Source organism: Gilvimarinus agarilyticus (assembly GCF_000832015.1).
Taxonomy (GTDB): Bacteria; Pseudomonadota; Gammaproteobacteria; order Pseudomonadales; family Cellvibrionaceae; genus Gilvimarinus; species Gilvimarinus agarilyticus.
This window is the reverse complement of the sequence record NZ_JXCJ01000001.1, coordinates 1,222,164-1,236,368: the sequence shown is the minus strand read 5'-3', so window position 1 is coordinate 1,236,368 and position 14,205 is coordinate 1,222,164. Positions and strand designations below refer to the sequence as shown.

The following is a 14,205-nucleotide window of genomic DNA, read 5'->3' as shown; positions in this document are numbered from 1 at the left end:
CCGGCACCATTCGCCTCCACGATGATATTACCCATTAAGTCATAAACAAAGTGGGTGGTAATACCGCCGGCCGTTTTGATAACGCGTTCGCCTTTGCCGTTGTGCTGGTATTGGGCCACCACGCTGCCATTGCGATTGACTTGCACCATGCGGTTGCGGACATTGTAGGTAAAAGTGTCGGAGCCACGGCTGACAATATTACCCACCGCGTCATAACCGATAGACTCTGTCGTGCCACCGGTAATGCCAGCTAAACGATTGCTGGTAGGGTCGTAGGAGTAAGTATCCGTGCTGTTGGCACTGCCAGCGGTTTTAGTTTTACTCAGGCGATTGCCGACAGGGTCGTAGCTGTAATCAAAGTCGCCGTAAACACCAGTGGCATCGGTTAAGCGATCGAGCACGTCATAGTCGAAGGTTTGTGAGCGGCTGGCATCCAGTAGGTTATCCCACGCGATGATATTGCCCACCGGATCGTAGGCGTAACTGTAGTCGATCACTGGCGTGGTGGTGACACCGGTTAAGCGGTAATCCAAGTCAAAGTCGCGGCTAACGATTAAGCCATTACCCAGCGTCCACTGCTCAGCGGGGCCAAAGGGCAAGTAACCAATGCCGGAGGCAAGACTGCTCGTCGCTCCGCCTGATGTGCTGCTGACACCGCTGATGTTAACGACGTCATCAAAACTGTAGGTCACGACCTGACCGGAAGGGTAGGTAATGCTTTCAAGCTGGTTATCAAGGTTATAACCGTACGTCACGGTATAAGTGTTGCCATCGGTCACTTGGGTTTGGCTAATGACATTACCCCACGCATCGTAGGTGTACGTGGTGTAACCCGTAGCGTCGTCAAGTCGCGTCAAGCGGCCAATACCGTTGGTGCCCTGATCGTAGGTGTAGATCACGTCTAACGATGGGTCACTTGGGTAATGCACTTGAGTTAAACGATTAAGCGCATCGTAGGTGTACTCGGTGCGCACACCGCGCGCGTCCACTTGAGCGGTGCGGTTACCGGCCGCGTCATACTCGTAGGTGGTGGTGCCGGTGTCGGGGCTGGTTAGTTGGGTTACTTCGCCTCGGGTATTGACTGAGTAATCAGTGACTATACCTCGGGTGTCTTCTACACGGACCAATGCGTCATGAACATTATAATCAAAGGTGGTTACTCCATTTAGAGCGTCCACAGTCTGACTTACACGGCCCAGCGCATCGTACTGCTGCAGCGTAGAGCGCGGGCCATCTCCAGTGATTGAACTTTCCTCAATGATTTGCCCCCCTATATCGTACTGATAATGAATGGCCGATTGATTGGAGCCATTAATCACCTCGACCAACTGGCTCAAGGCATTAAAGCGTTGTTTTTTTTGCTTAACAACAGTATCGGAAGCATTTTTAATAACTTCTTGTTTCCGATTACCACGAAAGTCCAACGTGTATTCCAAGCGATTACCTTCGCCATCAGTAATGGCGATTAAGCGATGTGCAGCATCATATTCATAGCCCATAACAGAGCCTGAAGGTGATTGTACCAGCTTAAGTTGACCCACTTTGTCGTAAGTGAAGGTAGTTACTCTACCATTTACACTCATGGCCTCAAGCCAGCCTCTAGGTGTGTAGCTGTAGGTGGTGGTCAAGCCATTTGAATCAACAATTGTTCCCACACGGCCATTGGCATCGTAGTTACTGAAAAGCGTGAAATGACCCAAGGCGTTGGTGCGGCTTTCCATATTACGCTGTGCATCATAGGTAAAATTGGTATGGTCGGCAGGGCTAGATAGCGGCCCATCTATACGAGTTAAATTACCAGCAGTATACGTGTAGCGAGTATAAGCTCCCGCATCCACCCGAACAGATAACCGGCCCTCTGCATCATAACCATAAGAGGTTTTCTTACCATTATTGTTTATGAAAGAAGGCGTATTCCAAGTGGTATTCCAACCGCGCGTAATTACACGCTCATCGGTGGTTCCCACAGCTTCTGTACGGCGAGTTTCACGAAAATTATTGTCTTGCTTAATAATTGTTTCTGTAGAATCTTTATGAATTATTTTTTGTAGCCGGCCATAGAAGTCGTATTTATAAAACTCTTCTGTTACGGCACAACCAGCACAAGACTGACTCTCCAGTTGCGTAACTTTACTCGCACCATGAAACCTACTGATATGATAAATGAGCTTATGCGAATCGGTTTCACTCACGTGACGCTCTACTTCAGTGACGCCATGCTCCGGATAAGTCAAAGTAACTTTATTTGCATTATTTGCAAGCGTGGTTAGTATGCCTTTACCATGCTCATCGTAAGCGTAAGTTGAGTGACGATCGCCATTTTCATCGGTTTTACCCGTGAGGGCATGAATAAAACGTGGATCTTCATAGTGATAAATTTTGAACGGATTGTCTGCCAATGTAGCCGGTGTATCATCGGGGTAAACAACCTTGACTAAATTTCCATTCGCATCATATTCATAGCTCGTCACATTGCCTGCCGGGTCAGTCAGGGTTTGCATTTGCCCCAATGCATTATGAGTAAAATGTAACTGCCTACCGGTTTCACTAGTAATACTCTCTAAAACATAACCTACTCCGACAATTTCCTGCCACACATAATGATTAACAACACCGCCTTTGCTTTGCTTTTGCACTGCTTTACCGCCAGCACCAAACACCACCTTCCCGCCATCAGCCGTAGTCCAAGTCCAAGCACCATTGACTAAGCTAATAAAACCATGCGCATTGGTGCTTGAGGTTAATTTTGTAGCACCCCCAGCACCAACATACAAATAGCGAAACTTACTATTCCCCACTTCAGCAACCCGACTGTAACTTTCATCTTGGATTAGTTTGAATGTAACATCATGACTGCTACTCCAGCCAAATCCTGCTTCGCTTATATCAGGTTGAGAGGTATAGTTGCGGGAAAAACTTAGACTGTCGCCACCTTGCGCCCTATAGTCAGTATCAACTTCTATTTTTGCACCGCTGTCACACGAGATAGGATTCCCTTCTACAACCTTACTACTTTTTTCACAGTCAGTTGCCTCTCTTTCTGTGGGGCAGGCATCCGGACTAAACATGGTGACGTGGGAATAGCTAGAATCAACTTTCTCTCCACTCGGCGCCCAGCGGCCAAAACTTGCCCTCTTCTGCCCCCTTAAACTTGCGCTACACGCCCAGCATTGCTCCATAACTGAATCACGTATATTACCCTCCTCACCATATAAATGAGGCGGCGTTTTGCATCGGCTATGCTTTGTCGTCATTGCAACACCATAACTAGTCCCCTTAACTTCAGGGTTACGGCAAGTTTGAACAGAGTTTATAGGGTAATCGTACCCTTTAGATCTTGCGGTTATATCTATACCGTCACTCGGACATGTCACTGAATAATTAACACAGGCGCTTTCATTGGCTAAAGCTTCCCACTCTTTTATCTCCACACATAAATCATTCAATGCTTCGTCTAAACTTAAAAATTCAACTCTATTTCTCTTCTCTACTGGGTAATGATTACCGTCTGCCCACCAAGAATCCGTCATATTTTCCAAGCACCCATTCGCCGCCAAACATGGGCCTAGTGCATTCGCATCAGCAAACGGCATACAAAGTAAAATGCTAAATAACAACATTTTACACTCAAGAGTCAAAGTTTTTTGGAGGGGTAAAGAGGCAGGGAGCTCGCGCGGCATAAAACCATCCTTGGTATTATCTCAAAATACATAACTGTACGGCATATTACTTACGTTTTTATTAAAGCACAAACAACAAGCTTATATTCGTTCACTCGCAAGATACCCTCCCAAAGCATGCCCAACAGGGGAACTGTAGCCCCACAAAAAAAGGCCACATCCAAGCGCAGCCTTTCTCGGTACTTTACATTAACTCCCCGCTAGAACGGAATATCATCATCAAAACTATCAAACCCGCCGGCCGGTTGTTGTGGCTGCTGGGGTTGTTGTTGCGGCGGAGCCTGACGCGGCGCTTGCTGCGGCTGCCCCTGTGGTTGTGGTTGCCCCTGCGGCTGGTTGCCGCCAAAGTTTTGCCCGCCACCGTAATTTTGGTTTTGATTGTAGTTATCCTGGCCGTAGTTGTTGCCACCGTCCCCACCGCGGCTATCTAGCATTTGCATCTCATTGGCAACGATTTCGGTGGTGTAGCGATCCTGGCCGTCTTGCCCCTGCCATTTGCGGGTACGCAGCGAGCCCTCGATGTAAACCTTTGAGCCCTTGCGCAGGTACTCACCGGCGATTTCGGCGATGCGGTTAAAAAATACCACGCGGTGCCACTCGGTGCGCTCTTGCGGCTGACCGGTTTGTTTGTCTTTCCACTGCTCGGAGGTGGCCACACTGATGTTGGTCACGGCCCCGCCCGATGGCATGTATTTGGTTTCTGGGTCTTGCCCCAGGTTACCGACCAGAATTACTTTGTTGACGCCACGCGATGCCATAGTTGCCTCCTCGCACTTATCTCTGCTTATTACGGTCTGCGCGCATCGGGCGCAGTAATCCGCTAGTTTGTCACGTCTGGCGCATCAGCACCAGCGAGCTTATTGGCTGGCCATAGCGGCCAGTATTTGTTCGCGCTCCACTTTCTGAGCGTCGACTTTTAGATAAACCATTGATTCGTCGGGCACGACCACAACCTCAGCCACACCGTCGATTTGCGTGAGCGTATCGCTAACTTTGGCCGGGTCGCAGCCGTTAAGCGGCAGCAGCATGCTGGCCAAATAACGCGGCGGCGTCATTGGGCGAGCGATAAGCCACCACAGGGCGACCAGCGCCGCGCCTGCCGCCAACACAAACTGCGCACTCTGCCACTGCAGTAGAGCCCCGCCGGCCACCCCGCCGGTAAAGGCACCTAAAAACTGTGCAGTGGAGTAAATGCCCGTGGCGGTGCCTTTGGAACCTGCCGGGGCCAGCTTGCTCACCAGCGACGGCAGCGTTGCCTCTAGCAGATTAAAGGCCATAAAAAAGGCAAATAACCCCGGCAGCCACCACAGCAGTGTTTGCGGCGTGACTACCAGCCACAGCAAAGCACCCGTCAACAGCGCGATAGCCGCCAAAAACACACGCTTCATTTTACGGCGTTTTTCGGCAATGATAATAAAGGGCAGCATGGCGATAAACGAGCCCACCAATAACGGTAAATAAATCACCCAGTGGTGCGCGCGAGCTACGCCCAACGAACCAGCCAATACGCCGGGCAACACCACAAAGCTTGCCGTGAGTACGCAGTGCAGGGCAAAAATGCCGATATCAAGGCGCAGCAGCTCGGGGTTGCGCAGGGTTTTAGCCAGCAGTGCCGGTACCGCGCCAGTCTCGCGCCGCCGCGCCGCGCTGGCCCCATGGCTAACCGCCGGCACCTGATAAATAATGATGTAAACACCCACCAAGCCGAGGGCGGCGGTCACCCAAAAAATAAGCCCTAACCCGCCAATACCCGCCAACGCCGGGCCAATCACTAACGCCAAGGCAAAAGACACCCCAATCGAGGCACCGATACTGGCCATGGCTTTGGTACGGTTTTCGTCGGCGGTTAAATCAGTCACCATGGCCATCACCGCACTGGCAATAGCGCCACCACCTTGCAAAATACGCCCGAGTACCAACTCGTACACGGTATCGGCCTGAGCGGCAACGATGCTACCCAGCACAAAAATCAGCAGGCCACCGACAATAACGGGCTTGCGGCCGATACGGTCAGACAACATGCCAAAGGGGATTTGCAGCAGCGCCTGACTAAAACCGTAGGCACCCAACGCCAGCCCCAGCAATGCCGGCGTCGCGCCACTGTAGGCGTCGCCGTACAAGGTGAGCACCGGCAGCACCATAAACAAACCGAGCATACGGAATGCATAAAGTGAAGACAGCGCCATCACAACGCGGCGCTCAAAAGAGGCGGTAGGCTCGGACACAAGAAATCCTGCTTGGTAAAAGCGGCGAATTTTACCACAGCGCGAAGCAAAACGCGTTTGCCAATCCGTCGCAGAGCTTTATCGTCCGCCGGGGCCGATTAGCCGTGCCAAATAACGTATAATGGTGAGTTTTTAGGCAAAGGGGCAACTTGAGCCCCAACAGGTGATATAGATTGGATACGATTTACGTTCGCGGCGCGCGCACCCACAACCTTAAAAATATCGATCTGGATATACCCCGCGATAAACTGGTAGTGGTTACTGGCCTGTCGGGCTCGGGCAAGTCATCACTGGCGTTTGATACCTTGTACGCCGAGGGCCAACGGCGCTACGTCGAATCTCTGTCTACCTATGCCCGGCAGTTTTTGTCGATGATGGAAAAGCCCGATGTGGATCACGTGGAGGGTTTGAGCCCGGCGATCTCCATCGAGCAAAAATCTACCTCCCATAACCCGCGCTCCACCGTAGGGACGATCACCGAGATCTACGATTACTTGCGCCTGTTGTTTGCCCGGGTGGGCGAGCCGCGCTGCCCGGTGCACGGGCAACCACTGGCAGCACAAACCGTGAGTGAGATGGTCGATACCGTGCTGGCCCTGCCCGAAGGAAGCAAACTGATGTTGCTGGCGCCCATCGTGCGCGACCGTAAAGGTGAGCACCTACATACGCTGGAGCACCTAAAACGAGAAGGGTTTATCCGCGCCCGTATCGACGGCCTATTGGTCGACCTGGACGACGCGCCCAAACTCGATAAAAAGAAGAAGCACTCTATCGACGTAGTGGTAGACCGCTTTAAAGTGCGCGAGGATTTGCAAGTACGCCTCGCTGAATCGTTTGAAACGGCGCTTAATTTGTCCGAGGGGCTGGCCGGCATCAGCGATATGGACGGCGAACAGCCCGACCGAATTTTCTCGGCGAAACACGCCTGCCCGGTGTGTGACTACAGTTTGAGCGAGCTGGAGCCACGGCTATTTTCGTTTAATAACCCCGCCGGCGCCTGCCCCACCTGTGACGGCCTGGGCATTAAGCAGTTTTTTGACGAGAGCAAAGTTGTGCTGTTTCCCGAGGCATCGCTGGCACAGGGTGCTATTCGCGGTTGGGACAAACGCAACATTTACTATTTTCACATGCTCACCTCCATCGCCAAACACTACGGCTTCGAAGTGGACACCCCCTGGCAAGACCTCGATAAGGAGCACCAGCGCGCGGTGCTTGACGGTTCGGGCGACGAGGTGATTGCCTTTAATTATGTCAACGAGCGCGGGGATGTCATCCAGCGCACCCACACCTTTGAAGGCGTGGTGCCAAACCTGGAGCGGCGCTACCGCGATACCGAATCGTCATCGGTGCGCGAGGAGCTGGCCAAATTTCTCTCGACCCAGCCCTGCCCCTCGTGCAAAGGCGCACGCTTGCGGTTAGAGGCACGCAATGTATTTGTCGACGAACGCACCCTGCCGCAGATTACCGAGCTGCCCGTGGGTGAAGCGCACCAATACTTTAGCAACCTTGCGTTTACCGGCTCGCGCGCGGGCATTGCCGATAAAATCTTAAAAGAGTTGCGTGAGCGGTTTAGCTTTTTGGTGGACGTGGGCCTTAACTACCTCACCCTTAACCGCAGCGCCGACACCTTATCGGGCGGCGAGGCGCAGCGCATTCGGCTGGCCAGCCAGATTGGCGCCGGGCTGGTAGGGGTTATGTATATTCTGGATGAGCCCTCGATTGGTTTGCACCAGCGCGACAACGAGCGCCTCCTAGCCACCTTGACCCATCTGCGGGACCTGGGCAATACCGTCATTGTGGTCGAGCACGACGAAGACGCCATTCGCCTGGCCGACCATGTCATTGATATTGGCCCCGGCGCCGGCGTGCACGGTGGCGAAGTGATCGCCGAGGGCACGGTCGACGACATTATGGCCAGCGAGAAATCTCTGACCGGGCAATACCTAAGCGGCGCGAAGGAAATCGCGATACCGGCCAAGCGCACCCCCGTCGACCCCACACAAATGCTCAAGCTGTTTGGCGCACGCGGCAACAACTTAAAAAACGTGAACCTCGAGCTACCCGTTGGCCTGATGACTTGCGTTACCGGGGTGTCCGGTTCGGGCAAGTCCACGTTGATTAACGCCACGCTGCACCCGGTAGCCGCCACCGAGCTGAATGGCGCAACTACCCTAAAGCCAGCCCCGTATGACCGCATTGAGGGTATGGCGCTTTTTGATAAATGCGTCGATATCGATCAAAGCCCTATCGGCCGCACGCCTCGCTCTAACCCCGCCACCTACACCGGTATTTTTACTCCCGCGCGCGAGCTGTTTGCCGGCACCCCCGAAGCCCGCTCACGCGGCTACAAAGCCGGGCGTTTTAGCTTTAACGTCAAAGGCGGTCGCTGTGAAGCCTGCCAGGGCGATGGCGTCACCAAAGTTGAAATGCACTTTTTACCCGATGTGTTTGTGCCCTGCGATATTTGCAAAGGTAAGCGCTATAACCGCGAAACCCTCGAGGTGAAATACAAAGGCAAAAACATCCACGAGGTCCTCGACCTAACTGTCGAGGACGCCCGCGAGTTCTTTGACGCCATCCCGGCCATCGCCAAAAAGCTACAAACGCTTATGGACGTAGGGCTGTCGTACATTCGTTTAGGGCAGGCGGCCACCACCCTCTCAGGCGGTGAGGCGCAGCGGGTTAAACTGGCCAAGGAGCTATCCAAGCGCGATACCGGCAAAACCCTTTATATCCTCGACGAACCTACCACGGGATTACACTTTGCCGACATTCAGCTGCTACTGACGGTACTTCAGCGACTGCGCGACCACGGCAATACCGTGGTGGTAATTGAGCACAACCTGGATGTGGTGAAAACCGCCGACTGGGTTATCGACCTGGGCCCCGAGGGCGGCAGCGGTGGCGGCCAGATAATAGCCTCTGGTACGCCTGAAGATATTACCAAGGTTAAGAAATCTTACACCGGTCAGTTTTTGGCCCCCATGCTACAAATCGCCCGCGACCGGGCAGAAGCGCGCAACACGTAAATACCCAACAAGGGCAGCAACAGCGACCACCGCTGCCGCTAACGCTGCGCTGGCACTTAAGCCGGCGCACTCTACTCCAGAATGGTTCGAGCTGGTATAATGCCGCCTCCTCCAATGCAGAGGCTTGTGTGCCGAATTGATTGGTGGCCAAAAGCTGCCGATAAAGGGTTGGTGGCACTTGCACGGGAAGGCACTTATCCGTACCTGGCTGACCTTTCAGCCGCCCCCGTTTGCAAGCAGTACCCGCCCGGCCTCTGAAGATACCCTCTTAAAACCATAGGTAAAAGAATGGCTACATCAGACTCCAAAATCATCTACACCAAGACCGACGAAGCCCCTGCGCTTGCTACACAGTCTTTGCTGCCTATTATTGAGGCATTTACCCAAGTCTCTGGCGTGGGTGTAGAGTTAAAAGACATCTCTTTGGCAGGCCGTATTATCGCCGCCTTCCCCGAGTACCTAACAGAAGATCAGCGCCAGGGCGACGCACTGGCCGAGCTGGGCGAGTTGGCCAAAACACCACAGGCCAACATCATCAAGCTTCCCAATATCAGCGCCTCCATCCCGCAGCTAAAAGAAGCCATTAAAGAGTTGCAAGATAAAGGCTATGCTCTACCTAACTACCCCGCCGAGCCCAGCACCGATGAAGAAAAAGACATCGCCGGCCGCTACGACAAAATCAAAGGCAGCGCGGTAAACCCGGTACTGCGTGAGGGTAACTCAGACCGCCGTGCACCACCGTCTGTAAAAGCCTACGCGCGCAAAAACCCGCACTCTATGGGCGCCTGGTCTAAAGATTCTAAGTCTCATGTATCGCACATGAGCGAAGGCGATTTCTTTGGCAGTGAAAAGTCAGTCACCCTGCCCGCCGCCACTACAGCCAAAATCGAGTTTGAAAAAGCCGATGGCAGCAAGCAAGTATTAAAAGATGGCCTGGCCCTACAAGCGGGTGAGATTGTCGACGCTGCGGTAATGAGCGCGAGCTCGCTGCGCTCGTTCCTGGCAGAAGCCATAGCCGATGCCAAAGAGCAAGGCGTGCTGTTCTCACTGCACATGAAAGCCACCATGATGAAGGTCTCGGACCCCATCATCTTTGGCCACGCTGTCAGCGTTTTCTTTAAAGATTTATTCGAAAAATACAGCGCCGAATTCAAAGAATTGGGGGTAGACCCCACTTATGGTTTCGCCGACGTGCTGGCAAACATCCAAAAGCTGCCTGCCGAGAAACGCGAAGCTATAGAGGCCGACATCAAAGCCGCTTACGCCGCAGGCCCGGAAATGGCCATGGTGAACTCAGACAAGGGTATCACCAACCTGCACGTACCTAACGACGTCATCATCGACGCCTCTATGCCGGCGGCGATTCGCTCGTCAGGCAAGATGTGGGGACCGGCGGGCAACCTGCAGGATACCAAGTACACTATTCCAGACCGCTGTTACGCGGGTGTTTACGCCGAAACCATCGAATTTTGCAAAGAGAACGGTGCCTTTGACCCAACCACCATGGGCAGCGTGCCCAACGTTGGCCTGATGGCGCAAAAAGCCGAAGAGTACGGCTCGCACGACAAAACCTTTGAGATGTCCGGCAGCGGCACCGTGCGCGTTATCGACGCGGACGGCAACACACTGCTCGAGCAACCGGTAGAAGAAGGCGACCTGTTCCGCGCTTGCCAGGTAAAAGACGCGCCGATCAAAGACTGGGTCAAGCTAGCCGTGAACCGTGCCCGCGCAACTGGCAGCCCTGCGATTTTCTGGCTGGACGAAAACCGCGCCCACGACGCCGAGCTGATTAAAAAGGTTAACGCTTACCTGCCCGAGCACGACACCGAAGGTCTGGACATCCGTATCCTGGCACCGGTAGAGGCGACTCGCGTAACGCTGCAACGCGCCAAAGACGGTGAAGACACCATCTCGGTCACCGGCAATGTATTGCGCGATTACCTCACCGACTTGTTCCCCATCCTGGAGCTGGGCACCAGCGCCAAGATGCTGTCTATTGTGCCTCTGATGAACGGCGGCGGCTTGTTTGAAACCGGCGCCGGTGGCTCTGCTCCTAAGCACGTCGACCAGTTCACCGAAGAAGGTCACCTACGCTGGGACTCACTGGGTGAGTTTTTGGCTCTGGCTGCATCACTGGAACACTTTGGTCAGGTTAATAACAACCCGAAAGCCAAAGTCCTGGGGGATGCGCTGGATAAAGCCACTGGCAAGTTCCTCGACAACAACAAGTCTCCGTCGCGCAAAGTGGGCGAAATCGACAACCGTGGCAGTCACTTTTATCTGGCGCTCTACTGGGCCGAGGCTCTGGCTGCACAAACCGACGACGCCGACCTGCAAGCACGTTTTAGCAAAGTCGCCAACGAGATGGCCGCCAACGAGCAAGCTATTATCGGTGAGCTAAACGACGCTCAGGGCAAGCCTGTAGACATCGGTGGCTACTACCAGACCGATGACGTTAAAACCGCCGCCGCAATGCGTGCCAGCGGCACTCTCAACCAGATTATCAACGCCCTGTAATCTAGCGTATCTGGTATAAAAAGGCGGCCCACATGGGCCGCCTTTTTTGTATGCGCACTTCTATCGATTTATTCAATCATTAGCCGAGCACTTGACCGGTGTTTTTCAAACCTACCACGCGCTAACCTATACCGACTTAAAGCATATTAAGCGCCCCATGTGGCGAGGTAATGGAGGTTTTATGGGCTTACTGATCGACGGACAATGGCACGACCAGTGGTACGACACAAAAGCGTCAGGCGGTAAGTTTGTCCGCAGCGAATCACAGTATCGTCACTGGATTACACCAGACGGCAGCGCCGGCCCCACTGGCGACTCAGGGTTTAAAGCCGAAGCCGGACGCTATCATCTGTATGTGTCGCTCGCCTGCCCCTGGGCTCACCGCAGTTTAATTATGCGGACTCTCAAGGGCCTTGAGGATATGATTGAGGTGTCGGTGGTTAACCCACTGATGCGCGAAAACGGCTGGACCTTCGCTCCAGGCAGCGACGTGACAGGTGACAGACTTTACAATTCGGGCTTTTTACACGAGCTATATACGCGAGACAACCCTACCTATAGCGGCCGGGTTACCGTGCCGGTACTGTGGGATAAACAGCGCAATTGCATCGTTAATAATGAGTCAGCGGACATCATTCGGATATTAAATTCGGCGTTTGATCCGCTCGGTGCAATCGAAGGTGATTATTACCCACAAGCGCTACAAAGCCGCATCGATGACATCAATAATGCGGTGTACCACAACGTCAATAACGGTGTGTACAAAGCCGGTTTTGCGACAGAGCAAGAGGCTTACAATGAAGCGGTAACAACGCTATTTGACACGCTGGACGAGCTAGAGGAGCGTTTAAGTAAAGAGCGCTATTTAGCCGGAGATCAAATAACCGAGGCCGACTGGCGACTGTTTACCACGCTAATACGCTTTGATGCCGTGTATCACGGACATTTTAAATGCAACTTAAAACGCATTGTCGACTACCCCAACCTTTGGGGCTTTACCCGCGAGCTTTACCAGTGGCCGGGAGTGGCCGAAACGGTAAATTTTGAGCACATCAAGGGCCACTATTACCGCAGCCACACCATGATAAACCCAACGGCTATTGTGCCGCAGGGGCCAGCGCTCGACCTCAACCAACCCCATGGCCGCAATAAGTGATCTAGCAGGAAAACATGGCACTATTTATTGCGCCGACTATTGAGGCAACCCTACAGACACAAAAACGCAAAAAAGCCGGCAAGCCGGCTTTTTTGCGTTTAACGATAAAGCCAGTGTTTACTCGGCTTCGACCGCTTCTTCAACTGCACCTGTAACAGGGCGATCCATCAGCTCAACGTAAGCCATGGTTGCTTTGTCACCAGTACGCAGGCCACACTTAAGAATGCGCAGGTAACCACCTGGACGACTCTCATAACGTGGACCCAGCTCGGCGAACAGCTTACCAACAGCTTTAGGGTTGCGCAGACGGGCAAATGCCAAACGGCGATTTGCAACGCTGTCTGTCTTAGCTAAGGTAATCAAAGGCTCGGCAAAACGACGCAGCTCTTTGGCCTTAGGCAAGGTAGTCTTAATCAGTTCGTGCTCAACCAGTGACGCGGTCATATTGCGAAACATGGCTTTGCGATGTGAACTGTTACGATTCAGTTGACGGCCACTATGACGATGACGCATGACGCTAAATCCTTCACTTATGATTGCTTCACAGCAATCGCGTTAGCCCGCGCAACACGCGGGACGGTCTATTAATCAGTCTTCGTTGCGCAGGCTAGCCGGAGGCCAGTTTTCTAAACGCATACCGAGCGAGAGGCCACGAGAGGCCAATACATCTTTAATCTCGGTCAGAGACTTTTTACCCAGGTTCGGGGTCTTCAACAGCTCAACTTCTGTGCGCTGAATCAGATCACCGATGTAGTAGATATTTTCCGCTTTCAGGCAGTTTGCCGAACGTACGGTCAGCTCTAAATCATCTACCGGACGCAACAGAACAGGGTCAATCGCCTCTTCTTTTTCTTCCGGTTGTGACAGTTTTTCGCCTTCCAGATCAACAAACACCGCCAACTGCTGCTGCAGGATGGTAGCGGCACGACGGATAGCTTCTTCAGGATCAATGGTACCGTTGGTTTCCAGATCCAAAATCAGTTTATCCAGGTCGGTGCGCTGCTCAACCCGAGCGCTTTCAACGCTGTAAGCAACACGACGAACGGGGCTATAAGACGCATCCAACTGGAGACGGCCAATAGCACGACTTTCGTCTTCTTCTTGGCGACGAGCATCAGCAGGCTGATAACCGCGGCCGCGGGCAACCGTCAAACGCATGGTCAAAGTAGTGTCGCCAGTGATATTGGCAATCACGTGCTCGGGGTTTTTCACCTCGATGTCGTGGTCTACCTGAATATCACCCGCAGTCACAACACCCGGACCTTTTTTGGTCAGCGTCAGTACGGCTTGATCTTTACCGTGCATTACCACGGCAACGCCTTTGAGGTTCAGCAGGATCTCGATGACGTCCTCACGGACCCCTTCGATATCACTATACTCGTGCAACACACCATCGATTTCTACTTCAGTAACAGCACAACCGGCCATTGATGAAAGCAAAATACGACGCAACGCATTGCCCAAAGTATGTCCAAAACCACGCTCCAGCGGTTCCAGCACAACTCGAGCGTGAGTTGGGCTGTTTTCGGTAACGTCGATATGACGCGGAGTCAAAAATTCGTTTACTGCAGTCTGCATAGCCACACCTGTTAACGGTT

The 14,205-nt window shown here is 53.0% G+C and carries 8 protein-coding genes; 3 read left to right on the top strand and 5 right to left on the bottom strand.

Features of this window, described 5'->3' with window-relative positions:
- From SD69_RS17990 to SD69_RS05370, 3 genes are all read right to left on the bottom strand, one after another.
- Window positions 1-3,680, bottom strand: a 3,680-nt coding sequence (locus SD69_RS17990; protein WP_084591491.1) for a DUF6531 domain-containing protein, incomplete at its 3' end; no start/stop codon positions are given.
- Window positions 3,681-3,880: 200 nt separating this feature from the next.
- The gene (ssb, locus tag SD69_RS05375) at window positions 3,881-4,438 is read right to left on the bottom strand and encodes a single-stranded DNA-binding protein (RefSeq protein ID WP_041522399.1); all 558 of its coding nucleotides are present in this window, start codon (window positions 4,436-4,438) and stop codon (window positions 3,881-3,883) included.
- 99 nt (window positions 4,439-4,537) lie between these two features.
- Complete coding sequence (locus SD69_RS05370; RefSeq protein WP_041522398.1) at window positions 4,538-5,905, bottom strand: MFS transporter; 1,368 nt, start codon at window positions 5,903-5,905, stop codon at window positions 4,538-4,540.
- A gap of 173 nt (window positions 5,906-6,078) precedes the next feature.
- Between SD69_RS05370 and uvrA the strand changes: the two genes are divergently transcribed.
- From uvrA to SD69_RS05355, 3 genes are all read left to right on the top strand, one after another.
- A complete protein-coding gene (gene uvrA, locus SD69_RS05365) occupies window positions 6,079-8,934 on the top strand; it encodes an excinuclease ABC subunit UvrA (protein WP_041522397.1) in 2,856 nt (951 codons plus the stop codon).
- A gap of 288 nt (window positions 8,935-9,222) precedes the next feature.
- On the top strand, window positions 9,223-11,451 hold the full coding sequence (locus tag SD69_RS05360) for an NADP-dependent isocitrate dehydrogenase (RefSeq protein WP_041522396.1): 2,229 nt from the start codon (window positions 9,223-9,225) through the stop codon (window positions 11,449-11,451).
- A gap of 181 nt (window positions 11,452-11,632) precedes the next feature.
- Complete coding sequence (locus SD69_RS05355; protein WP_041524464.1) at window positions 11,633-12,607, top strand: glutathione S-transferase family protein; 975 nt, start codon at window positions 11,633-11,635, stop codon at window positions 12,605-12,607.
- A gap of 117 nt (window positions 12,608-12,724) precedes the next feature.
- On the opposite strand, the gene rplQ is transcribed toward SD69_RS05355, so the two are convergent.
- Together rplQ and SD69_RS05345 are read right to left on the bottom strand one after the other, a co-directional pair.
- Window positions 12,725-13,120 (bottom strand): 50S ribosomal protein L17, encoded by a 396-nt coding sequence (gene rplQ / locus SD69_RS05350; protein ID WP_041522395.1) that lies wholly within the window; start codon window positions 13,118-13,120, stop codon window positions 12,725-12,727.
- A gap of 75 nt (window positions 13,121-13,195) precedes the next feature.
- Complete coding sequence (locus SD69_RS05345) at window positions 13,196-14,185, bottom strand: DNA-directed RNA polymerase subunit alpha (RefSeq protein WP_041522394.1); 990 nt, start codon at window positions 14,183-14,185, stop codon at window positions 13,196-13,198.
- Between the last annotated feature and the right edge of the window lie 20 nt (window positions 14,186-14,205).